General features: G+C 68.5%; 20 protein-coding genes and 1 tRNA gene. 10 read left to right on the top strand and 11 right to left on the bottom strand.

The annotated features are described in order from the left end of the window. Nucleotides 1–26 precede the first annotated feature (26 nt). Nucleotides 27–1,157, top strand: a complete 1,131-nt coding sequence (locus ABZ319_RS12170) for a PLP-dependent cysteine synthase family protein (RefSeq protein ID WP_354986410.1) — start codon at nt 27–29, stop codon at nt 1,155–1,157. Further along, nucleotides 1,154–2,467, top strand: coding sequence for an MFS transporter (locus ABZ319_RS12175; RefSeq protein WP_354986411.1), 1,314 nt, complete (start codon nt 1,154–1,156; stop codon nt 2,465–2,467). The genes ABZ319_RS12170 and ABZ319_RS12175 overlap by 4 nt, the downstream gene beginning before the upstream one ends. A gap of 206 nt (nt 2,468–2,673) precedes the next feature. On the opposite strand, the gene ABZ319_RS12180 is transcribed toward ABZ319_RS12175, so the two are convergent. From ABZ319_RS12180 to ABZ319_RS12200, 5 genes are all read right to left on the bottom strand, one after another. Further along, nucleotides 2,674–3,636 carry a M56 family metallopeptidase gene (locus tag ABZ319_RS12180; RefSeq protein ID WP_354986412.1) on the bottom strand — a complete coding sequence of 321 codons (963 nt, stop codon included), beginning with the start codon at nt 3,634–3,636 and terminating at the stop codon, nt 2,674–2,676. A gap of 292 nt (nt 3,637–3,928) precedes the next feature. After that, complete coding sequence (locus ABZ319_RS12185) at nt 3,929–6,010, bottom strand: thiamine pyrophosphate-dependent enzyme (protein WP_354986433.1); 2,082 nt, start codon at nt 6,008–6,010, stop codon at nt 3,929–3,931. Nucleotides 6,011–6,229: 219 nt separating this feature from the next. Then, nucleotides 6,230–6,787, bottom strand: a complete 558-nt coding sequence (locus tag ABZ319_RS12190) for a 3'-5' exonuclease (RefSeq protein WP_354986413.1) — start codon at nt 6,785–6,787, stop codon at nt 6,230–6,232. Nucleotides 6,788–6,855: 68 nt separating this feature from the next. Next, nucleotides 6,856–7,644: an META domain-containing protein gene (locus ABZ319_RS12195; RefSeq protein ID WP_354986414.1), complete on the bottom strand. Its 789-nt coding sequence runs from the start codon at nt 7,642–7,644 to the stop codon at nt 6,856–6,858. Between the two features lie 19 nt (nt 7,645–7,663). Further along, nucleotides 7,664–9,061, bottom strand: a complete 1,398-nt coding sequence (locus ABZ319_RS12200) for a lipase family protein (RefSeq protein WP_354986415.1) — start codon at nt 9,059–9,061, stop codon at nt 7,664–7,666. Nucleotides 9,062–9,219: 158 nt separating this feature from the next. On the opposite strand from ABZ319_RS12200, the gene ABZ319_RS12205 reads away from it, so the two are divergent. The 3 genes from ABZ319_RS12205 (at nt 9,220) to ABZ319_RS12215 (ending at nt 11,929) form a co-directional block, all read left to right on the top strand. Then, the gene (locus tag ABZ319_RS12205) at nt 9,220–9,858 is read left to right on the top strand and encodes a TetR/AcrR family transcriptional regulator (RefSeq protein ID WP_354986434.1); all 639 of its coding nucleotides are present in this window, start codon (nt 9,220–9,222) and stop codon (nt 9,856–9,858) included. 279 nt (nt 9,859–10,137) lie between these two features. After that, on the top strand, nt 10,138–11,739 hold the full coding sequence (locus ABZ319_RS12210; protein ID WP_354986416.1) for an MFS transporter: 1,602 nt from the start codon (nt 10,138–10,140) through the stop codon (nt 11,737–11,739). 113 nt (nt 11,740–11,852) lie between these two features. After that, nucleotides 11,853–11,929, top strand: a tRNA-His gene (locus tag ABZ319_RS12215). 31 nt (nt 11,930–11,960) lie between these two features. On the opposite strand, the gene ABZ319_RS12220 is transcribed toward ABZ319_RS12215, so the two are convergent. Then, nucleotides 11,961–12,395, bottom strand: a complete 435-nt coding sequence (locus ABZ319_RS12220) for a hypothetical protein (protein ID WP_354986417.1) — start codon at nt 12,393–12,395, stop codon at nt 11,961–11,963. Nucleotides 12,396–12,634: 239 nt separating this feature from the next. On the opposite strand from ABZ319_RS12220, the gene ABZ319_RS12225 reads away from it, so the two are divergent. Both ABZ319_RS12225 and ABZ319_RS12230 read left to right on the top strand, forming a co-directional pair. Then, entirely contained in the window at nt 12,635–13,543 is a 909-nt protein-coding gene (locus ABZ319_RS12225; protein WP_354986418.1) for a hypothetical protein, read from the top strand. 237 nt (nt 13,544–13,780) lie between these two features. Next, nucleotides 13,781–14,167 carry a hypothetical protein gene (locus tag ABZ319_RS12230; protein WP_354986419.1) on the top strand — a complete coding sequence of 129 codons (387 nt, stop codon included), beginning with the start codon at nt 13,781–13,783 and terminating at the stop codon, nt 14,165–14,167. 130 nt (nt 14,168–14,297) lie between these two features. Here ABZ319_RS12230 and ABZ319_RS12235 read toward each other — a convergent pair whose 3' ends face one another. Further along, on the bottom strand, nt 14,298–14,879 hold the full coding sequence (locus ABZ319_RS12235; protein WP_354986420.1) for a hypothetical protein: 582 nt from the start codon (nt 14,877–14,879) through the stop codon (nt 14,298–14,300). Nucleotides 14,880–15,548: 669 nt separating this feature from the next. Continuing rightward, a complete protein-coding gene (locus ABZ319_RS12240) occupies nt 15,549–17,030 on the bottom strand; it encodes a DUF222 domain-containing protein (RefSeq protein ID WP_354986421.1) in 1,482 nt (493 codons plus the stop codon). Between the two features lie 365 nt (nt 17,031–17,395). Here ABZ319_RS12240 and secG point away from each other — a divergent pair, with 365 nt between their 5' ends. Beyond that, nucleotides 17,396–17,629, top strand: a complete 234-nt coding sequence (gene secG, locus ABZ319_RS12245) for a preprotein translocase subunit SecG (protein WP_354986422.1) — start codon at nt 17,396–17,398, stop codon at nt 17,627–17,629. A gap of 146 nt (nt 17,630–17,775) precedes the next feature. Then, nucleotides 17,776–18,456, top strand: coding sequence for a DUF1361 domain-containing protein (locus ABZ319_RS12250; RefSeq protein ID WP_354986423.1), 681 nt, complete (start codon nt 17,776–17,778; stop codon nt 18,454–18,456). 66 nt (nt 18,457–18,522) lie between these two features. Here ABZ319_RS12250 and fadD8 read toward each other — a convergent pair whose 3' ends face one another. The 3 genes from fadD8 to ABZ319_RS12265 are packed head-to-tail and all read right to left on the bottom strand — an operon-like array spanning nt 18,523 to nt 22,243. Continuing rightward, nucleotides 18,523–20,130 carry a fatty-acid--CoA ligase FadD8 gene (fadD8, locus tag ABZ319_RS12255; protein ID WP_354986424.1) on the bottom strand — a complete coding sequence of 536 codons (1,608 nt, stop codon included), beginning with the start codon at nt 20,128–20,130 and terminating at the stop codon, nt 18,523–18,525. Between the two features lie 31 nt (nt 20,131–20,161). Next, nucleotides 20,162–21,355, bottom strand: a complete 1,194-nt coding sequence (locus ABZ319_RS12260) for a Nonspecific lipid-transfer protein (protein WP_354986425.1) — start codon at nt 21,353–21,355, stop codon at nt 20,162–20,164. Nucleotides 21,356–21,394: 39 nt separating this feature from the next. Then, nucleotides 21,395–22,243 (bottom strand): SDR family NAD(P)-dependent oxidoreductase, encoded by an 849-nt coding sequence (locus ABZ319_RS12265; protein ID WP_354986426.1) that lies wholly within the window; start codon nt 22,241–22,243, stop codon nt 21,395–21,397. Nucleotides 22,244–22,297: 54 nt separating this feature from the next. On the opposite strand from ABZ319_RS12265, the gene ABZ319_RS12270 reads away from it, so the two are divergent. Continuing rightward, entirely contained in the window at nt 22,298–23,281 is a 984-nt protein-coding gene (locus ABZ319_RS12270; RefSeq protein ID WP_354986427.1) for an alpha/beta hydrolase, read from the top strand. Nucleotides 23,282–23,331: the final 50 nt, after the last annotated feature.

The following is a 23,331-nucleotide window of genomic DNA, read 5'->3' on the forward strand; positions in this document are numbered from 1 at the left end:
CGGTTTCGATACCGAAAGCGACAGTCATGGACAAGCTTCTGCACGGCCCGTCCGCCCGTCTCGGCGGCACGGCCGAGGATTTCGTGCTCGCCGCGCCGCACGCGGCCCGTCAACCCCGCGCCCTGGTCGGCAACACACCCTTGCTGTGGGTGGGCGAACCCCTCGCGCCCACCGGCCGGGGATTCTGGGCCAAGCTCGAAGGCTGCAATCCCGGCGGCATGAAGGACCGCCCCGCGCTGCACATGGTGCGCCGCGCCGTGGAGCGGGGCGACCTCGCCCCCGGTGCGCGCATTGTCGAATCGAGCAGCGGAACACTGGGTTTGGGCCTGGCCCTGGCCGGGCTGGTCTACCACCACCCGGTGACCGTGGTGACCGATCCGGGCCTCGAACCGATGGTGGCGCGCATGCTCACCGCCTACGGCGCACGGGTCGACCTGGTGACCAGCCCGCACCCCACCGGCGGCTGGCAGCAGGCCCGCCGCGACCGCGTCGCCGAACTGCTCGCCGCCGAACCCGATGCCTGGTGCCCCGACCAGTACAGCAACCCCGACAACGTGGACGGCTACGAATCCCTGGCGCTCGAACTCCTCGAACAGCTCGGTGGGGTGGACACGCTGGTGTGCGCGGTCGGCACCGGCGGCCACTCGGCCGGTGTTGCCCGCGTACTGCGCCGCCACAACCCGGCCCTGCGCCTGATCGGCGTGGACACCGTCGCCTCCACGATCTTCGGCCAGGACGCCGGCCCCCGCCTCATGCGCGGCCTCGGCTCGAGCATCTACCCGCGCAACGTCGACTACGCCGCCTTTTCCGAAATCCATTGGGTGGCACCGGCCGAAGCCGTCTGGGCCTGCCGCACCCTGGCCGCCACCCACCACGCCAGCGGCGGCTGGAGCGTCGGCGCGGTCGCCCTGGTCGCGGGCTGGGCCGCGCGCACCCACGCCCCAGGCGCCCGCATAGCGGCGGTCTTCCCAGACGGCCCCCACCGCTACTTCGACACGGTCTACAACGACGCCTACTGCCGCGAACACGGGCTGCTCGATGCCCCGCCGCCCACGACCCCGGCGCGCATCGCGCACCCCGCCGAACGCCGGGTGACCTCCTGGACCCGCTGCACGACGGTCATCGACCCCGGCGCCGGTGCGGGGGATCGGCGATGAGCGTCCTGACCAAGTTCCGGGGGTTCGACACCGCGGCGCAGCTGCTCATGGTCAACCAGTTCGGGATCAACCTCGGCTTCTACATGCTCATGCCCTACCTGGCCGGATATCTCGCCGGGCCACTGGGTTTGGCGGCGTGGGCGGTGGGGCTGGTGCTCGGGGTGCGGAACTTCTCGCAGCAGGGGATGTTCCTGGTCGGGGGCACGCTCGCCGACCGGCTGGGGTACAAGCCGCTCATCGTGGCCGGATGTCTGCTGCGCACCGGCGGATTCGTGCTGCTGGCCTTCGCGTCCTCCCTGCCCGCATTGCTCATCGCTTCGGCGGCAACGGGATTCGCCGGTGCGCTGTTCAATCCCGCGGTGCGGGCCTACCTCGCGGCCGAGGCGGGGGAGCGGCGCGTCGAGGCGTTCGCGGTGTTCAACGTCTTCTATCAGGCCGGTATCCTGGCCGGTCCGCTCGTCGGACTCGCGCTGCTGTCGGTGGATTTCCGGGTGGTGGCGACGGCGGCCGCGGCGGTCTTCGCGCTACTGACGGTGGCCCAGCTGTTCGCGCTGCCCGCCCGCCGGGGCGCGGAGCCCTCGGGTGCTTCGGTGGTGGCGGATTGGCGGACGGTCGTGGCCAATCGTCCGTTCGTCCTGTTCGCGCTCGCCATGATCGGCTCGTACGTGCTGTCGTTCCAGGTGTATCTGGCGCTGCCGCTGCAAGCCGAGTTCATCGCGGGCGCGAACGCGCAGACGGTCACCTCGGCGGTGTTCGTCATCTCCGGGGTGGTGGCCGTGGCCGGACAGTTGCGCATCACCGGCTGGCTGCGCTCGCGCTGGGGTTCGGGCCGCAGCCTGGTCGCCGGTATGGCCGTGCTGGCGGTCTCGTTCCTGCCGCTGACGATCGTGCCGACGGCGACGCTGTTCGGCGCGGGCGCGGCGATCACGGTGCTGCTGATCACCGCCGCGCTGCTGGCGGTCGGGACGGCGGCCGTCTTCCCCTTCGAGATGGATACCGTGGTCGCCCTGTCCGGCAACCGTCTGGTCGCCACCCACTACGGGTTCTACAACACCGTGGTCGGAGTGGGCATCCTCGTCGGAAACCTCGCCACCGGTGCGGTATTCGGCGCGGCGCGGGACGCCGGTGCGACGTGGGCGCTGTGGGCCGGCCTCGCGGTCATCGGTGCGCTCGCGGCCCTCGCGCTGTATCTGCTCGACCGGCGCGCGCCCGCCGTCGCGGACGATCCGATCACCGACCGTTTCCCCGTGGTGGCCGACCCCGACACGGTTCGGCTCCCGGTGTTCACCGGCGGCCCGCGAACTCGATGAGACGTGCCGGTCTTGTGCCCGCGATGATCACCTCGTAGGGGGCGGGCGGCGGGGCCCGCCGGCGCCGATCGGTCGCGCCCGGGGCGACGGCGGGTGCCGTCCCGTCTCCCGGATCGGCTGCCCGAAGCATTCGCGTCGCGTCGCCGGGTACGGGCACGAACCGCGTGGCTCCCGATATCGCTGCGGCGGTATCGGATTCGGGCGCGTCAGTTCAGCGGGTCGCAGATCGTCAGCCCGACGATGGCCGTCAGCACCGCGGCCAGCGGGACCAGCGTCGCCGTACCCGCCGCCGCGGCCAGCGCGAGCCGTTCGCGGAACCGCGCTGCCGGGGCGGCCGGCGCTGCCAGTCGCTCCACCCGGCTCGCCAGCCCGACCTCGGCGGCCCCGAGCGCCCCGGCGGGACCGGTGGCGATCCCGGACAGCGTCAGCAGCGCCTGCAATACCGTGCCCCGTCCGTGAACACGCGCCGAGGCGTCGTCGGCGATCATCTCGAGCAGTCGCGCCACTTCGTGCTCACCCAGGACGAACAGCGTGATCCGCGGCATCGCCGTGGACAGCCCGCGGGTCAGCGCGAGGATCAGATGATGGCGCCCGGCCAGATGCGCGCGCTCGTGGGTGAGCACCGCGTCCAGGTGCCGGTCGTCCAGGGCGCTGAGTACGCCGCGGCTCACCACCACCGTATGTGGTTTGCCCGCAACGCAATACGCGGCGGGCTCGTCCACCGGCAGCACCACCGCGTCGAGTTCTGGGTGATGCCGCCCGGCCAGCCGGGCCATGCGCGCGTGCTCGAAGGTCAGCCGCCGCGCCCGCAGCAGCGACGTGCCCACCCGGGTGGCCAGCACCCCGGCCGCGAGCGCCGATATCCCCGCCAGCAAGAGCAGGCCCGCCTGCACCGGTGCGCCGTATTCGCCGAGCGCGGCATCGTGCAGATGCACCATGCACGTATCCATGAATCGCTGCGGCACGGTGGTGATGCGGTGCGTGGCCAGATCGAGCACCAGCATGAACAGCGCCACCGCCCAGGCCAGCACCGTGGACCCCAGTGCGGCGAGCCAGGCCGCCAGCGCCACGCGCGGGGTCGCGCCCCCATGTCCGGCCCGGCACAGCAGCCGCGGCGCGAGCACCGCGACGGCGAATCCGTAGAGCAGTAGACATGCCGCGACCGTCAATGCTTCCCCTGCCGTAGAGCCCGCCCCATTGCGTTCCTCCTCGAGATCGGCCCGAGTGTACGTAGCGATCCTGAGTGGATCCTTACCGCTTCCGGCGGCTTGCGATTCGGGGCCATTGTCCGGTAATACTATCTACGTACGTAGAACGTAGATAGCTTGTGTCGTCCCCTCAACGGCACAGGGGCGCCGACCGGACCGGCGTCGCCGACGAGCGGCCGGGGTGTAACCCTCCATCAGGCTCCGCCCGCTCGTCGCACACCCCCTTTCGTCCCGGCGCGGTCCCGGCGGTCGCTCAGCGCGCCGCGAGCAGCGCGTTCGCCGCGGCCTCGATCCGGGCCTCGTCCAGCAACACCGTCCCGGCCGCCGGCCCCAGCGGAACGAAGCTGTCCTCACTGGTGACCCGGGCCACGCGCCCGTCGAACCCGGCGTCGATTAGGGCCGCGCACACCGCCTCGGAGACACCGCCGCTGCGCCGGGTCTCGTCGGCGATGAGCACCCGCCCGGTGGCGCGGGCGCAATCGAGCAGATCCTCGATCGGCAGCGGTGCGAGCCAGCGCAGATCCAGCACCCGGGCGTGAATGCCGCGCTCGGCGAGCCGGCGCGCCACCCGCAGGCTCATGGGCACCCCGTTGGCGAAGCTGACGATGGTGAGATGGGTGCCGCTGCCGTGCACCCGACCCTGCCCGATTTCGGCGTGCCGAACGCCGGAAACCGGTGCGAGCCAGCCGTTGTCGCCGTCGCGATACAGATCGCGCGTGTGATAGAGCGCGATGGGCTCGAGGAACACGCACACCCGCCCGTCCACCCGCGCCGCCGACACGCACGTGCGCAGCATGGCCGCGGCGTCGTCCCCGCGCGCCGGCGAGGCGATCACGACCCCCGGGATATCCCGCAGCGCCGCAAGGGAATTGTCGTTGTGGAAGTGCCCGCCGAACCCCTTCTGGTACGCGTAGCCCGCGATCCGGATGACCAGCGGATTGCGATAGCTGCCCGCGGAGAAGAACGACAGCGTTGCCGCCTCGCCCCGCACCTGATCCTCGGCGTTGTGCACGTAGGCCAGGTACTGGATCTCCGGAATCGGCACGAACCCCGCCAGTCCCGCGCCCAGCGCCGTGCCCAGCACGCTCTGTTCGTCCAGCAGCGTGTCGAACACCCGGCGCACCCCGAAGCTCTGCTGCAACCCCTTGGTGACGCCGTAGACCCCGCCTTTGCGGCCGACGTCCTCGCCGAACACCAGTACGTCCGGATCGCGCGCGAGCAATTGCGCGAGTGTGTGATTGACCGACTGCGCCAGGGTCATCGCATCCCCGGCGTCGGCGCCCGGGCGGGTTACGGCGCGTTCGGGTTCGGGCCCCGAGCGCAGCACGTCGGTGCGGACCACGGTGGGCCGGGCCGGGGCCAGCGGCGCCATCACCGCGGCGGCCGTGGTGAGTTTGCTTTCGCCCCAAGCCTTCTCGGCGGCCGCCCGGACGCGGTCACCGATATCGGTGTAGCGGCACAGGATTTCCCCTGCGGTCGCCACCCCCGCGCCGACGAGCAGGCGCGCGGTCGCGGTCACCGGATCGCCCCGCAGATCGGTGGCGATGTCGGCGGGACGGCGATAGGCCGATTCCACGTCCGAGCCCGCGTGCCCGAGCAGCCGCACGGTCCGCAGCCGCAGGAACGCGGGTTTGCGTTGCGTCCGAACCCAGTCCGCCGCCTCGCGGGCCACCGCCAGGGCCGCGGGCAGATCTGCGCCGTCGGCCTCGAAATAGCGCAGTCCGGGCCGGGACCCGTAGGCGTGCTCGATCCACTGGCGCGGGGTGGGCACGCTGATGCCCAATCCGTTGTCCTCACAGACGAACAGCACGGGCATGGGCACGCCCTGGTGCGCGGTGTGCACGGCGGTGTTGATCGCCCCCGCCGCGGTGGAGTGATTGGCCGAGGCGTCCCCGAAACTGCACACCACCACCGAGTCCTCCGGCCATTCGCACGGCACCCCGAGTCGCGCGGCGTGCTCGATGCTGAAGGCGAGGCCGGCCGCGCGCGGCAGATGCGAGGCGATGGTGGAGGTCTGCGGAATCACGTGCGCGGCCTTGCTGCCGAAAACCTTGTGCCGCCCACCGGAAATCGGATCCTCGACCGCCGCGGTCACCCCGAGCAGGATGTCCCGGACGGGATCCAGGCCCGGCACCTGCCGGGCGCGGTGCACGAAGAAGGCGGCCGAACGGTAGTGCAGCAGAGCCGGATCGGTGACGCGCAGCGCCGCGGCGACCGCCACGTTGCCCTCGTGGCCGGAGGATCCGATGCTGTAGTAGCCCTGCCCGTCGCGGGTGAGCTGCCGGGCGGCGAGATCGAGATGCCGCGCGGTGGCCTGGGCGTCGAACAGGTCCAGATACTGCGCGCCGGTGAGCGGATCATCCGGGGCGAACGGGTCCTGTTGCGGGCGTGCGACACCGGCTCTGGCGGCCGCCACTTCGGCTCGGAACCACGCATCGAGTTCGGCTTCCCGCTCGTTGATGTTCCCCACCTCCCGTATGTCCCAAATGTCACCAAAGTCGGGCCTCAGAGTAAATGTGGAACGCCGATCTCCACCGCAACCGAGACCTCTCGGCTAGTCGGCGGGCCACCCACTCTGTTCCATCATGTCGGCGATGAGGGCCGCGATGTTCCACGCGTCGTCATCGCCCCGGTGATGGGTGCCGATCAGGGGGAGTCCGGCCGCGCCCAGGGCCTCGGCCATGCCGAAGCGCTTGCGGGTGCGGCGGGAGGCGGAGAAGGCCGCCTTGGCGTTGGTGTGCCTGCTGCCGAAGGGATATCGCACCCCCGTGGCCGCGCACTGGCGCTCGAACTGTTTGCGGTCGTAATCGCCCCAGCTCGCCCACGGGCGGGAGTCGGCGTGAAACTCGGTGCGCAGCAGTGCGCACGCCTCGGCGAAGGTGATGCCGGTGGCGACCTGCTCGGGGGTCAGGGTGGTCAGCGTCGTGCAGAACTCGCTGACGACCGAGCGTTCGGGCCGCACGAGAATGCTGTGCTTGGCCACGCGCTCACGGGTGTGGGTGTCGAGCACGCAGAGGCCGATCTCGATGATCTCGTTCGGCATGCCGGGCGGATTCTGTCCTTCCCAGCAGGTGGCCTCCACGTCGACCACGTTCAGATAGCGATTGTCCATAGCGGCGGACGGTACCCGCCGTTTCCCGCCCGGCGACAATGGTTTTCGATCGCCGGGCGGGTGCGGGACTACTCCGCGCGGAACTTCAGGCCGGTCCCGTTCGCGGTGTTGCGCAGGGTCAGGGTGTCGGAATCGATGGTGGCCGTGGTCTTTCCGTTCAGCGCCTCGAGCACCTGCTGCTCGACCTCCATGATCGCCGCGTCGCACATCATTTTGGTGGTGCCGATGCCGTCGAAGGTGACCTCGTTGCCCGCGACCTCGGCTTTGCCGACCATGCGGTTGCAGCCCGCGCTGCCCGAGACCGCGCCGTCGGGGGCGATGGTCAGGGTCGGACGCGCCTCGTCCAGGGCGACCGAGCGCACCTCGGCCTCGGGGCGCAGCAGCGCGGTGACCACCCAGGTCGTCCCGGCGAGCGGCTTGTCGGGCTGGGCGACCTTGCGGTCCTGCATCCGCACGGTGAGACCGTTGCCGGACAGGGTCAGGTCCGGGCCGTCGAGCTTCCACTCCGGGCTCGCCCGCAGCAGCCCGTCCATCCACTCGTCCGCGCCGGCGGTATCGCCGGGGCAGCCCATGAGGGTGGAGGCCAGCTCGCCGACCTTCAGGGTGCCGCCGTCCAGGGTCACCGGACCGGAGGCGGTGTTGCAGCCCGCGGTCGCGGTGATCCGGTTGTCGGTGAAGGTCAGGGTCAGCGGGCCGCCGCCGGGGATGGGCGTGCCCGTGACCGCGGTGGAGACGTACGCCTTGCCCATGGGAGATTCGGTGGGCGGTGTGTCGTCCCCGGAATCCGAGGAACATCCGGCGAGCACGGCCACGGACGCGGCGAGCAGCACGCCACACCATCTGTGAGTTGCTGACATGTAGCCGATCGTACGGTGATCAGACCGGCATACCGAGTGCCGACGCGAGCGTCTGCCCGATGACATCCACGAAGGCGGCGATGGCTCCCGGATCGGCGAACGAGGTCAGCACGTCGCGGTTGCTGCAGCCCGCGGGCAACTCGACGCCGTTGAGCCGCTGGTCCAGCCACAGCACCGCGCTCGCGGTGCCCGAGACGGCGGCGATGCCGTGCTCGCTGAGCAGATCCCGGGTGTAGGCGACGCGGGCCTCGGGATCCCGGCAGTAGGTGTCGTAGAGATTGTTGACCGCGTTGATCGGCATCGCCTCGTCCAGTGGCGCCTGATAGATGTAGACCGGCGTGCGCGGGGTGCCGCGATGGCCCAGGCTCAGCTCGTCCAGGACGGGCTGCATCTCGGGGGAGCGCATGGGATCGCCGGGGTAGTCGAACAGGCCCTTGATGTTCACGAACGGAAAGCCCGCGAATTGCAGTGCCACGCACTGGTTCTCGTGCATCAGGCGCAGGCCCTTGCCGAGCGGATTCATATACCGGTCGATGAATTGGTTCACCTGCGGGTATTCGCGGGCCACCCCGAACAGGCCGCCCAGCACCGCACCGCCGAAGGTCGACGTGCCGTTGTTGTAGTCGATGGCCATGCGGATGTCCGCCATCAACCCGCCGGTCGCCGAACCCGTCAGATTCAGCTCCGGCGCGTATTCGGGCTGGAGTTCGGCGGCGTGCGCCGTGGGGATGGCGCCGCCCGAATACCCCCACAGCGCGACCCGGGTGTCGGCGCCCGGCAAACCGGCGGGCTCGAAGTTCTCCGCGGCGCGAATGCCGTCCAGGGTGATGCGCCCGCCCAGCGGTCCGACCGCGTAGGCGGCGTTCGGGCCCTGATGGTCGGGCACCACGACCGCGTGCCCGCGCTGCAGCATGGCCTGGACCTCGATGAACTCCGCGCCGATGACCGGGTTCAGGGGATTGGGCAGCGAGCCCATTTGCAAGGCATACGAGGGTGCGCAGTTCTGCGACAGCGAATCCTCGGCCATCTGGAAGGACAGCAGCGCGCGCTGCCCGGTGGGCGACGGGCGATGCGGGACGATCACGGTCGACACCGCGGCGATGGGCTCGCCCCGGGTGTTCGTGCTGCGGAACGAGAGCTGCCAGGCGTTCACGTTGAGCGGAATGAGCCAGAAATTGGCGAGATTCACCTGCCGGGCCGCCAGGATCTCCCCGGGCTGCGCGGCCGCGACCCGCGCCGGATCCGGAGCGTAGAAGGCCGGATCCAGGTACGGCGGTGCGGGCGGCAGGGGGAGCGGCAGCGCCGGCTCCACCGAAACCGGTTGTGCCCCGGCGGTATCGGTCACCATCGGGCACAGGGCCAGCGTCACCCCGGCCGCCATGGCCAGGGCGGTCCCCGCGCGTCTTCCCACTGCCATCTGTAACTCCTCCACCCCGCACACCGCGGCGAGCCCGCACTCCCCAGATAGAGAGTGACTGTTTTCTAAGTAGTGTCTCAGACGATAAGGTGTCCGGGTGGAATGTGTCAACGGTCACCCGGGGCCGCCGCTTCGCCCGGTGGGCCCGGCACGGCAGGATGTGCGGCGTGAGTGAAGTTTCGCGTCCGCGCCGCACCCAGCACGAGCGCCGAACGGCCACCGTGGGCAAACTGGTCGACGCCACCATCGCGGCCATCGGCGAGGTCGGCTATCAGCGAGCGACCGTGCAGGAGATCTGCGGGCGCGCCGGACTCTCCGCCGGGGCGATGTTCCGGCAGTTCGACACTCGGCTCGACTTGATCGTGAAGACCGCCGAGGACGCCTTCGGGCGCCAGCTCGACGGATTCCGGGCCGTCATGGCGCACCTCGACGCGCAGGAGAACGCGCTGGCCGCAGCACTTCGCTTCCTGCGCCAGGCCCAGGGGTCGCATCTGAGTCACGCACTGCGCGAGATCTACCTGGCAGCCCGCTCGGACACCGAACTGCGCGACCGCATCGCGCCCATCGCGGACCGGTACTACACCGATATCGTGGCGGCGCTCAACGAGAGCCATGTGCTGGACGCGTTCCCCGAGGAACTGCGCGAATCGCTCTTCTTCGCGATGCTGCACCTGTTCTCCGGCGAAGCCGTCGTGCGCTGCGTCTATCCGCGGCCCGACCTGGACGTGTCGGTGCTGGCCCTGGTCGAGGACATGCTCGCGGTGTACGCCGCGCGGGGAGTTCCGCCGGAGTCGTGATGCCGGTACGACCGCCGCGCGATGACTGCGCACCGGCGCGGGTGTTTCGCTGTCTTCCAGCGGGCTTGCCGCTCGTCCCGGTCGGCTGACGGTCGCGGTATCGATTCCGGTGGTGTTCGCGGATCTGGTTGCCGGCCGCCCGGTCCGGCTCGACGACAACACGCCGGGGGATAGGGGCGAGGCCGGGTCGACGGGCGGCCCATTGCGATCAGCCTGATTTGTGAGGTTAGGCCGGGTCTATCGGCAGTGTGCCGCCGGCGCGGGCCTAGGCTTACCCCGGTGACTGCGCTAGCGACGGCTTCCCCTCCCTCCGCTTGGGCGCCTTTGGCGTCGAAGGTGTACCGGGCGCTGTGGATCGCGCAATTGGTGTCCAACCTCGGCACCTGGATGCAGACCGTCGGCGCGCAGTGGCTGCTGGTCGACGAACCCAACGCGGCGATGCTGGTGTCGCTGGTGCAGACCGCGACGACACTGCCGGTGGTGCTGCTCGTCATTCCGGCGGGGGTCCTCGCGGATCTGGTGGATCGGCGGCGGCTGCTGATCGGGGCCCAGTCGGCCATGGCGTTGACCGCGCTGACGCTGGCCGCCTGCACCGGATTGGGATTGACCACCCCGGGGGTGCTGCTGGGTCTGCTCTTCCTGCTGGGCTGCGGGCAGGCGCTGACCATGCCGACCTGGCAGTCGATTCAGCCGGAACTCGTACCGCGCGAACAGATTCCGGCGGCGGCCGCGCTGAACGGGTTGAGCGTCAACGGCGCTCGCGCGGTGGGACCGGCGATCGCGGGCGTGCTGATCTCGCTGGCCGGGCCGACCTTCGTGTTCGGCTTCAACGCGGTGTCGTTCATCGGCATCGTGGTGGTGCTGGTCCTGTGGCGCCGGCCCGAGCGGGCGGCGACGCTGCCGAGCGAGCGACCACTGGCGGCATTGCGAGCGGGTATGCGGTTCGTGCGATCGGGACCGGCGATTCGGCGAGTGCTGTTGCGCGCCATCCTGTTCATCGTTCCGGCCAGCGCGATCTGGGCGCTGCTGCCGGTGGTCGCGCACAATCGGCTCGGGCTCGAATCCTCGGGGTACGGGCTGTTGCTCGGAGCGCTGGGAGTGGGCGCGGTGTCGGGTGGGCTCGGATTCGCCGCACTGCGCAGCCGATTGAGCGCGACCCGCATGGTAACCCTGGCCGCGGTGTTGTTCGGGGCCGCGACGCTGGTGGTCACGCTCGCGGATCGAGTGCCGCTGGTACTGCCCGCGCTGGTGGTGGCGGGCGTGGGCTGGCCGCTGGCGCTGTCGACGCTGAATTCCACCATGCTGCTGATGCTTCCGGCGTGGGTGCGGGCGCGCGGAATGGCGGTCTACTCGCTGACCTTCATGGGCGGGCAGGCGCTGGGATCACTGCTGTGGGGCGCGGTGGCCAACGCGCTGGGCGTGGTCCCCGCGCTCGGAATCGCCGCCGGTCTGCTCGCGGTGTGCGCGCTGAGCGCGCTGTGGTGGCCGATCAGCCAGGACGCCACCGGTTTCGACCTGACCCCCAAGGTGATCTGGCCCGAACCGGTGCTCGATTCGGAGCCGGACCCGGCCGAGGGACCCGTGCTGGTGATGCGCAGCTACACCGTGCCGGAGGAGGTGGTGACCGAATTCGTGGCCGCCATGACCCGGGTGGGCCGCTCCCGCCAGCGCACCGGCGCGCGCGAGTGGCGGCTGTATCGCGATGTGGCGGAAGCGGATCGGTACGTGGAGGCATTCGTCGTCCGATCCTGGGCGGAGCACATGCACCAGCACCAGTTGCGCCTGACGGTGCAGGATCAGCGCAACGAACAGGTCGTCGCGCAGTACACGGTCGGCGAGGACAAGATCACCCACCTGATCGCCGTCGGCCCGCCGGTGTGAGTGCGGATTCCGCGTTAATTCGGTTGCGACGGTCCGGCGCCCCTGCGAGTGTTGTTGCACCGCAGGTCCTCCTGACCAGCGGATACGCGGGGTGACCCGTGCCGTGGGGCGTGGTGGTCGAAGCCGAAGTGGTCGAGGCACCAGGTTGTGATCCTGGAGAAAGCGGGTTCGAGTCCCGTCGATCACCCCACCGGCGAATGCCGCGGTGGCGCGGCCGCTGATCAGTCCGGCGTCATTTGCAGGCACCACACCTGCAGGAGCAAGCCGACCGCGGGCCAGATGAACAGCGGCACCCTGCGAGCAGCGGGCCACCCGCGCACGTCGAGCGCATCGCTCACGTAGTCGACCGCCGCGATCGTCACCAGCGTGAGCAGTGGAATCCAGAAGCCGCTGAAGGCAACCGGATTCAGCCAGACACTGCTTTCGCCCGCCGTGTCACACGGCCCGGGTTCATCGCCGCAGCCTGCGCTCGAGCTCACGTCCCCGAACAGGTAGCTCCCGATGAACCACAGCGCGCTGAAGACACACACAACGGTGACCACCACACCGAGCAGCGAGGTTGCCACGATATCCGCGAGCGGCCGCCGCCGGAACTCGCCCGCCCCCACCGCCTCGATATCGGTAGGTTCGCCCGCCGTCGTATGGTTGCCGTCCATCGCCCCCCGATCCGCTCTCGACTAGCGGCAATGGTAGCCACCGCCGAGCGGCGCGATCGCACTTTCGAAGGCCGACAAGCGGATTGCTCCCCCGGGGAGGAGACCTGCGCACGCCCCAAACGCCGTGCCGCAAAACCAACGACAGCTGCGGCCACGGAAACAGCGGCACGGCAAGCATCACCGACGAACAAGGTGTGACGTAGACCTTCGTGAACGGCGATCGTTCTAGAGTGGGCCGCGTGGCGGTGTGGTCGGATGACGAATTGGATGGCGTGGAATGGGGGCGGCTTTCGCATGCGTATGGCGCGGCCACCGATACACCCGATCATCTGCGCGGGTTGATGTCTGCCGAGGTGGAAGTGCGAGAGGAAGCGCTTGTGCACCTGTTTAATTCGGTCTTGCATCAGACCACGATGTACACGGCGGCGGCACCCGTGGCCGAATTGGGTGCGCGGATGCTGGAGGATCCTCGCTTCGATGGCTTGGACGGTCGCTATGGGAAATCCATGCGGGAAGAGCTTCTGAACTTTCTCGGCTATGTCGCGCAGTATGCGACGGACGCACAGATCCACCCCGAGCTTGCGATCTTCGTCTCCCATGATGACCTCGAACTGCCCTTCATGGAGATTTTCGGTGCGGCAACACATATCGAGGATGCTGTGTGCGCGGGGCGACTGGGCGCGGGGTGTGCGCACCGGGCAGCCTCGGTGATTTCCACCCTGATGCCTCGGCTCGATTCGCGAAACGTGGGTGAGCGGGATGCCGCGTTGAACGCGATAGCATGCTGGGCGGCTCTTCCCGGTGGGGCCAGGCCGGTTTCGCCGCCGGCTCTCGAACAACTGCGCGGTGGGGCATCAGACCGTACACGCGAAACGTGGGTTCGTATCGGCTGCGTACTCGGTCTGGTCGGTGCTGGTGCGGACACCGGCGATCTGCTGGCCGACGATTCCGACATCGTGCGGATATGCGCCGCGCTTTCACCCACGGTCGCAATCGATCCGCGCACCGCGGCGATGATCGGCGCCGCGCTGGCGGACCCCGGGGAATGTGACAGCTGGATTCAGGAGATCGCGCCGGTCCCGTTCTTGGCAGGACCACTCAGTGTTCTGCTGGCCGAGGTACACGGCCGACGCCACGGGGCGACGTAACGATAGAACCACAATCGAATTCACGGCGAGGCTTGGCCGGCGGGCTCGGGAAATCGCATGGCGGGCATCCTGATCTGCGGAAACCGTTGCGGTGGAGGGGCGGCCGTCGGTCGTGTACCGACCATCAAATCGGTTGATGGGGTGGTGGGGTGGGGGCTATTGGTGGAGGGTGCCCGGCTGTGCAGCACGAGCTTTCGGGGGTCGGCGGGGCCGGGAGTTATCCAGGGGGAGACAGCTATGAAGAAATCATTGATCGGGCTGGGTGTGGTTGCGATCGCGGCCACCGGCGTGCTAGCGGCGTGTTCGTCGGACGCCGACGTCGCTTCGGAGAACATCTCCAAGAAGTCGGACAACTTCGAGATCAACCGGCGAATCGTCTTCTACAACGGCATCACCGACAAGTACATGCTGTTGATCGAAGGGTTCTGCTCGATCGACCCGCAGGACCGGAAGATCACCGTCACCTGCAAGGTGGGGGCGGACGACTACAAGAAGCACTACCTGGGGCTCAGTGACAACGTGACCTACGTGGTCGAGCAGCTGGAAGCTGCCAACGTGTCGTCGGACCACTACATCGTCAACTTCAAGCCGGAAGCCATCCTGCCGAACGTGGAGAAGCGGTGACGCCTGCCCGAGGGTAGGCCCGATAGGCGCGGGCATCGCGAGTCCCGCGGGAACGACACCGGCGGCACCGCAGACGCTATGAGCTGCGCGAGCGGTGCCGGCGGCTCAGCCTCCTGATTGTGCCGCGCTATCAGTGGAAGAGAGCGTCGATGACCATGACCTCGCCCGCGCCACCACTGCCGCCGCCCACCGAACCGGCATTGGCGATCTGGCGAGTACCGAGGACCAACTGTTGCCCCGCGCCGGGACCGCTCAGCACGCCGAAAGTGCTGATCGCATTCTGGCCCACGGGGGATGTGACCCAGTTGCCGGAGAGCACGCTGACCGAGCCGTCCGACCAGGCGATAGTGCCATTGGCGGGGTTGCCGCCTGCGCCGGTGCCGGAATTACTGCCGGTGACGACGTTGAACGGGTAGCGGACATTGAGCATGCCGCCGCTGATGCCGGGCAACCCGCAATCGGTGAGCCCGCCGGTGACATTGGTGTCCATGCCGACGCTGCCGCCGCCCGGGACATTGGTTGTCGTCAGCTGGCCGCCGTAACAGCCGCCGACCACGAAGTCGGCACTTGCGGTGGTTGCCAGGCCGGTCAGAGCCGGAATAGCAAAAGTCGCGCCGATCAGAATCGAAGCTGAGCGCTGGAATCGCATTTCTGTACCTTTCGCCGTGACACGCCATGGCATCTCGAATCCAGTACGAATGACAGATTCCATGGTATGCCGGGAATTCGGCGAAAGAGTCGGGGAATGTGGGTGTATCTCGAAATGTGTGTTTCAGCGGGGGAACTGCAGTGATGTAATTCGTGTGAGGGGTTCCTGGGTATGCGTGGCTGAGTCTCAGGGGGTACCGGAGCGTTGGGTGCCTGGTTGCGTTCGAGGACGACTGGATAACGAGATACCAGCGTTGCGCGGTGGGGAACTCGGCTGCGGTTGGGTGACCTACCGGAGAAAGAGCAGCCTGGATGACGGAATACCAGCGTGGCCGGGTTGGGAGCCTCGACGGCGGTACCGGCCCTACCGGGCCGATAAATGTGATCCACCACCGGTGGGGGTACGAGCAAGCCTCGAATGGATTACCGCTCAACACAATCACCCACTAGGGCAGTACCAGCATTCAGCGATGACGGATCTTGTGTCTGTAGGGCTCGAGAAGGTTCCCACGGCCATCCAGCCAGGCTGGGAGGGCGAACAGGCTCCCGGCTGGGGGGCCGAGGTCGGGTACGGCAGGCGAGGTAACCAGCATTGCCGCGTTGTTCTTACTTGTTCTCCCGAACCGCGCTGGAAGCCGAGGGATGGGTTCGGTGTTGGGCTACGTCGGCCACTGGAGTGAACACCGATGCCGCTCTTGAGTTTTGGGTTTTGGCTCCCGCTGGAGGCAGTGCTCTAGCAGAGTCGCCGAGTCGGAATACCCGGGATCCCTGAAGGACTCGGAACGCGTGGGTGATGACGGAAATTCACCCGGGGTCTACGAGCCGGATCGATATGCGGTGGCGGGATCCATCCGGTCTTGCTGGGATGCTCCGAATCATCGGGCATCACTATCGTTTTCCAGCCGTTCGGGCCGGCATTGATCAAGGCGTGGCAGGCATCGCACGCGAACGTCAGGTTCTCTATGTCCGTTTCGCCGCCATCGGCCCATTCCTTGATGTGGTGCACGGCGGAGAGGGTGGCGGGGGCGTCGCATCCGGGGCGGGTGCACCCTCGTTCGACGGCGGTGAGCGCCAGGCGCTGTGCCACAGAAGCGAGGCGTTGCCCGCGCGAGAGGTGCAGCGGGCGGCCATTGGCGTCGACCACCAGCAGGTAGGGGGTGGACCCCTCGGCCAGTTTCAAAGCTTCGGTGATCGACAGCGTCCCGCCGGTGGCGGTGGTGGCGATGCCGGTGCGCTGTTCGAGGTCGGTCAACCGCATGGTGACGACCGTGGAGACCGGCAGCCCGCGGTGGTAGCCGAGTTTGGTGGGTCCCATGTCGGGGTGCAGGAACCGCAGCAGCGCATCGTGATTGCGCTGCGCTTCGGAGCGGTGATCGCGCTTGGCGGCAGCTCGCAGCACCGCACGCGCAGCGACGGTGGCAGCATCGGCGTCACTGTCGTCGGTCTCGGTGTCGGTATCGATCCTGAGTTCGGCCGTGGTGTGCGGGCTTTCGGGGTCATCGGGGTTGCACATGCCGGGGCGCGCGAACTTGGCGAACATCGGCAGGAACACCGCACCCAACTCCGGGGTGAGTAGACCCGTAATAGGCAACATCCCGTCAGCGCGTTGACGCCCGATGACGATGCCGCGCATCCGCTGGCGGTCTGTGTCCGCGGTCAACACCCCATCGGGGTCGGCGTAGGCCAGGACTCGGATACCGGCTTGGGTCACCCCTTTGGGGTCGCCGGTGCGCGCGAAGTCGGTCAACGTCTTCTCGGCGAGTTCCTTGAGGTTCGGCTCCACGCTGGCAGGAATCCGGTCCAGGACCTTCACGATCGCCTCCACGTGCTCGGCGGAGATCTCTCCCGCACGCTGAGCGGCGGCGATGTGGGGGAACACCGGTGGCCGCTGGAACGTCCCTTCGGACACCGTGGAGAGCCGGTCCGCGTTGCGCACTCGGGCCGCCGCGTCGAAATGGGAGATCCGCAGCGTTTGTTGCAGGAATACGATCGGGCTCTTGATCCCGGCCCGGGCGGGCAGTCCCCGGGCCGCGCATTCGAGAGCGAAGCGCTGTTTCACCGCTTCGAGCTTGCGGTAGTCCTCCTCCAGCTTCTGCATCATCTCGATGACCTGGTCATCGGATGAGGAATACAGGGGTGATTCGAGAAGTCCTTCGACCACGACACCGTGTTCATCTACACGGTGCGCGATGCTGGATTCCCCTCCCGAATTCATACCCTTATTCTACTCCTCAATAGCAAGCAGGCATAGACGAATTACATTGTGATACAACAGTATTCAGACACAAAGATGGTTCAGAAACGCTCGGAAACTTTGCCACAACACCGTTCGGTGACTCCCGTGATGTGATGCCACCATGCCCACGCCCGCTCCGGGCGCACCCGTGGAACCACCCGAACCGGGCCCACTGACGCACGCCCACGGCGAGCTCCAGCTAGCTCGAACGCACGTGCGAATTCTGATACCTCTCGACCCCCGCCCGCCGCCCTCCCCACCACAAACCGCCCGCCCCGAAACCACGTGCGCGTCCCCAGGGGGGTTGGCGATTGTCCCCCTGACGACCGCGTATTATCCGTGGAATGCGCATGTTCCTGGATATCCTCCTGATCATCACCAGCGTCCTGCTGGTGTTGCTGGTGCTGTTGCATCGCGCCAAGGGTGGAGGTCTTTCCAGCCTGTTCGGTGGCGGTGTGCAGTCGAGCCTGTCGGGTTCCACCGTTGTCGAGAAGAACCTCGACCGGATCACGGTGTTCGTCGGCGTCATCTGGTTGATCTCGATTCTCGGCATCGGCCTGGAAATCAAGTTCTCCTGACCTCATAAGCTGGGTAAGTAGCCCGGGTGTCGCAGTGGCGACACCCGGGCTACTTGTGCTGGGCGGGGTGTGCGGGGACGGCGTTCGCACTGCGGCGTTGCGGAAAATTCCCGGGCGCGGGGTCGGGGGCCGTGCATGATGGAGCGATGGACTTGGTTGATGCGGTCGCGCCGAGCCTCGTGGGGGTATTGCGCCGTGATCTGTGGTGGATGAGCTGGAATACCGTATTGGCTTGGATTCCAGTCGGTCTGGCGTTCGTGGTGTTCCGCTGGGCGGGGCGCAAGGACCGGCGGCTGTCGCCGGCATGGTGGGGCGGCGCGGTGCTGTTGCTGCTGTTCCTGCCGAATTCGCCCTACGTGGTGACCGATCTCGTGCATCTGCGTGACACCGTGCGGGCGGTCGGGGACGGCCCGGTCGTGTCGACGGTGTTGCCGGTGTACGTCGCGTTCATCGCTTCGGGCTTCCTCGCGTACTACCTGGTGCTGGCCGAGCTGGGCCGGTTCCTGGAGCAGCGGGGCTGGGGCCGGTGGCGGACTCCGGTGACGCTGGCGGTCCATCTGCTGTGCGCCGTGGGCGTTTTCCTGGGCCGCTGGGTGCGGCTCAACAGCTGGGAGCCGGTCGTGGAGCCGGTGGGCACCCTCGAGCGCATGGTGCTCGCTCTCACCTGGGAGTGGGCGCCGATTCTCATCGCGGCGGTGTTCGCCGCGACGGCGTTGGGGCACTTCGTGACTCGGGCCGTGGTGGAGACGGGCGCGGTGAGCGTGCGCCGCGGCGTACGGCAGGTGCGCGCGCTGCGCCTCGGGCCGCCCAGCGCGGATCAGGCGTGAACGACTCGGGCCGAGCGCCTTTCGGCAGCTCGGCCCGAGAGTGGACGGCCGGTCAGGCCGGGGCGATCACGCCAGCCCGAGGCGTTCGGCCGCGAGCACCCGGATGACCTTCTTGTCCGGCTTGCCGAGTCCGGTCAGCGGCAGCTCCTCGACCAGCAGCACGTGCTTGGGCACCTGCACGGAACCCTTGCGCTGCTTGACCGCGGCCTGCACCTCGGCGATGACGGTCTCCACGGCGGCCGCGTCGCCCGCGGTCTCGGGATCGAGCACGACCACCGCGGTCACGGCCTCGCCGTAGTACGAGTCCGGCACGCCGACCACGGCCACGTTGCGGACCTTCGGATGTTCGGACACCACGTCCTCCACCTCGCGGGGGAAGACGTTGAACCCACCGGTGACGACCATGTCCTTGCTGCGGCCGACGATGAACAGGAAGTCGTCCTCGTCCTGGCGGGCCAGGTCGCCGGTGCGCAGCCAGCCGTTGTGGAAGGTCTCCGCGGTCACCTCGGGCAGGTTGAGGTACCCGCCCGCGAGCAGCGGCCCGGACACACAGATCTCGCCGACCTCACCGGGCTCGACGACGTTGTCGTCCTTGTCCAGCAACGCCACTCGGATCGCGGTGGACGGCCGCCCGCACGAAGCCAGGCGCGCCTTGTCGTGTTCGTCCTTGCCCAGGTAGCTGATCGCCATGGGCGCCTCGGACTGCCCGAAGTACTGGGCGAAGATCGGCCCGAAGCGATCGATGGCCTCCTGCAACCGATTCGGGTCGATGGCGGCCGCGCCGTAGTACACGGTTTCGAGCGAGGACAGGTCGCGGGTGTGCGAATCCGGGTGGTCCAGCAGCGCGTACAGCATGGACGGCACCAGCATCGTGGAGCTGATCTTGTGCTCCTCGATGGCCCGCAGCACCTCTCCGGGCTCGAAACGCGGCAGCACGATGCACTGGCCGCCGAGCAGCACCACCGGCAGGAAGAACGCCGCGCCCGCGTGCGAAAGCGGCGTGCAGATCAGGAATTTGGGGTGCTTGGGCCACTCCCATTCCGAGAGCTGGATCTGCGTCATGGTCGCCATGGCCTGCGACGTACCGATGACGCCCTTGGGCTTTCCGGTGGTGCCGCCGGTGTAGGCGATGGAAATGACGTCGTCGGGCCGCAATTCGACGGCCTGCACCGGACGCGGCTCGAACTTCTCGGCCGTGGCGAGCAGGTCGATGCCCACGTCGGACAGCTCGTCCGGCACCGGGCCGAGCACCAGGACACGATTCAGGCCCGGCACCCGGTCGACCAGTTCGCGGGCGCGCTGCACGAATGCGGGCAGCGGATCCAGGATGAGTGTGGTGATGCCCGCGTCCGCGAGCACGTACGCGTGATCGTCCAGGCCGCCGATGGGGTGCAGCGCCGTGCGGCGGTGGCCCGCGATCTGGCCCGCGCCGATGGTGAACAGCACCTCGGGGCGGTTCAGCGCGAGCACGCCGATCGGGGTCCCGGACACCACGCCGTGTTCGGCGAAGGCGTCGATGTAGCGGCTGATGGCCTTCAGGACCTCGCCGCCGGTGAGCACGGTGTCACCCAGGGTCAGCACCGGCCGGTTCTTGTGGCGGCGCAGTCCGGACACGAGCGCGTGCCCGTTGTGCACGGGCATCCGCAGCCGGGTGTCGGGATCGATGGTGGTCATTGCTGTCTCCGCTCCGAGCGATGGGTTCTGGTCAGGCGTTGTAGCCGCGGTAGAGGGTGACGACCACCGCTCCGCCGAGGCCCAGGTTGTGCGCGAGGGCGGTGCGCGCGCCCGCGACCTGCCGGTCGCCGGCGAGTCCGCGCAGCTGCCAGGACAGTTCGGTGGCCTGGGCCAGGCCGGTGGCGCCGAGCGGATGCCCCTTGGAGATGAGCCCGCCCGAGGGGTTCACCACTACCCGACCGCCGTAGGTGGTGGCGCCGGATTCGGCGAATGCGCCGGATTCGCCCTCACCGCACAGGCCCAGCGCCTCGTAGGTGATGAGTTCGTTGATGGTGAAGCAGTCGTGCAGTTCGATGACGTCGACCTCGCCGATGCCGACGCCGGAGGCGGCGAACACCTTCGAGGCGGCCGCGCGGGTCATGGGCGCGCCGACCACGTCGATCATGGAACCGGTGGAGAACGAGGTGCCGTCGTCGGTGGCCAGTTCCTGGGCCAGGATCTCGATGGCCTGGTCCTCGAGCCCGTGCGCCTTGACGTACTCCTCGCTGACCACGACGGCGGCGGCCGCGCCGTCGGACATGGGTGAGCACTGCGAGCGGGTGAGCGGGCCGTGCACCGGCTTGTCGCCGAGGACCTGCTCCAGGGTGTAGGCGTCCTGGAACTGCGCCAACGGGTTTCGCGTGGAGTGCTCGTGGTTCTTGACCGCGACGGCCGCGAGCTGCTCGGGCGTGGTGCCGTACTGCTTCATGTGCTCGATGGCGGCGTTGCCGAAGAACTGCGTGGTGATCGGGGCCTGGCTGAACTCGTAGTGCTCGCGCATGACGGCCAGGTGGTGATCCACGGTGGTGGCCTTGGGCCGGGTGGCCGGGCCCGCCATGGACTCCTTGGTCATCTGCTCGAAGCCGACCGCCAGGGCCACGTCCACGATGCCGGCGCCGACCCATTCGCGAGCGAGCATGAGCGCGGTGGAGCCGGTGGCGCAGTTGTTGTTCACGTTGACCACCGGAATGCCGGTCAGGCCAACGTCGTACAGGGCACGCTGGCCGGCCGCGGACGGCTGGAAGACGTACCCGACGGCGGCGCGCTGCACCTGGTCGTAGGTCACACCGGCGTCGCCGAGCGCTCCGTTGACGGCCTCGGCGACCATCTGCGGGTAGGTCCACTCGCGGGAACCGATCTTCACGAACGGCGTCATGTTCACGCCGACGACGAAAACGCGTCGCATAACTTGCTGTACTCCTCTGTGCTGGAACGGATGTGGGGGTCAGTCGGCGCGCGGGACGCGGCCGTCGATATCGGTGAAGCCGTAGTCCCCGGCGAGGTCGGCGACCTTCCAGGCTTTCCCGGTGCGCGCCTTGCGGTTCGGATCCGCTGCCAGGGCGACCACGGCGCGGCCGGGGAAGCGCGGGGTCTCGGCGGTGTCGAGATCGAAGGAGCCCTCGCCGGGCAGGGTGACGATGCGGCGGCCCTCGGCGTCGGCCGGAACCATCTGCAGCAGCTCGGTATTGACGATGCCGGGCCAGATGGAGACGGCGGTGACCTCGGTATCGGCCAGGTCGTGGGCGAAGTCGGCGGTCAGGCGGTCCACCGCGGCCTTGCCCACGCCGTAGACGGCGTTGTGCATCTGGCGTTGCGCGCCGGGGGAGGACACGTTCACGATGAGCCCGCCCGATTCGATGAGCAGGGGCGCGGCGAAAACGCTTGCCACATAGTGCGATCGCACGCCGATGTCGAAGCCCTCGTCCCAGGCTTTGGGCGGCACGTCCCAGAACTTGCGGCCGATCCAGCGCGCCGAGCCGGGGGCGTTGTAGACGTTGTTGACCAGCACGTCGAGGCGGCCGTGCTCGTCGCGGATCTGCGCGAAGAGTTTCTCGACCGCGGAGTCGTCCTTGTGGTCGCAGACCACCGCGACGCCGGTGCCGCCGAGTTCGTCGATTTCGGCGGCGGTGCCGCCCACGGTCCCCGGCAGGTGCCCGGGCGTGGTAGTGCGGCCGGTGACATAGACGGTGGCACCGGCCGCGCCCAGCTCCAGGGCGATGCCCTTGCCGATGCCACGGCTGGCTCCGGTCACCACGGCGACCCGACCGGCGAGAATCTTGGGTATTTCGCTCACGACCTCTGGACACTACCTTGAAATAGGAACGTGTTCTAGAAATTGGAGGCAGCAGTGGAGCTGACGCATCGGACGGTGGATACCGGGGACATCCGGATGCACGTCGCCGAGCAGGGGGAAGGGTTTCCGGTCGTCTTCTGTCACGGGTTCCCGCACACCTGGTTCATGTGGCACAACCAGCTGGATGCGCTGGCCGCCGCGGGCTACCGGGCCATCGCGCCCGACCTGCGCGGTTACGGGCGGACCGATGCGCCCGCGGACCCGGCCGCGTACACCAACGAGGCCGTGATCGGCGATCTGCTCGCCCTGCTGGACGACATCGGCGCGAACAAGGCCGTGTTCGTCGGCCTGGACTTCGGCGCGCAGCTGGTCTGGGAACTGGCCCTGCGCGCGCCCGAGCGGGTGGCCGGGGTCGCGGTCCTGAACAATCCGTTCAGCCCCCGCCCGCCGCGCCCGCCGTCGGCGTTCTGGACGCGTGCGGCCGAGAAGCACTTCCTGCACCTGTCCTACTTCCAGGAGCCCGGGGTCGCCGACGCCGAACTGGCCGCCGATCCGCGCGGGTTCCTGGCACGGGTCTACTACTCGCTCAGCGGCGAGTACCACTACCTCGACACCTGGAAGAACCCGCCCGGGCTGGGCTACCTGGATGTGCTGCCCGAGGCTCCGCCGCTGCCCTGGCCGTGGCTCTCGCAGGCCGAATTCGACACCCTGGTCGCGGATTTCGAGCGGACCGGGTTCACCGGCGGGCTGAACTGGTACCGCAACCTGGACCGGAACTGGGAGCTGACCGCCGCGTTCGCCGACGCCAAGGTGGAGGTGCCCGCGTTCTTCCTGTACGGCGAGAACGACCCGGATATGGAGGGGTTCAGCGGGCGTGACCCGCTGGCGACGCTGCGGGCCAGTCTCACGGATCTGCGTGCGGTGGTGGAGGTTCCGCGTGCGGGGCACCTGGTACAGCTCGAGCGGGCCGACCTGGTGAACGACTTCCTGCTGGCGAGCTTGAAGGCGCTGGGGGTCGGGTCGGCCGTGGCTTCCTGAGCCGGGACCGCCCGGCGGGCTCGGGTGCGTGGCGCGGACGGCCCGGGATC

Source organism: Nocardia sp. NPDC005978 (genome assembly GCF_040614455.1).
In the GTDB taxonomy this organism is placed as follows: domain Bacteria; phylum Actinomycetota; class Actinomycetes; order Mycobacteriales; family Mycobacteriaceae; genus Nocardia.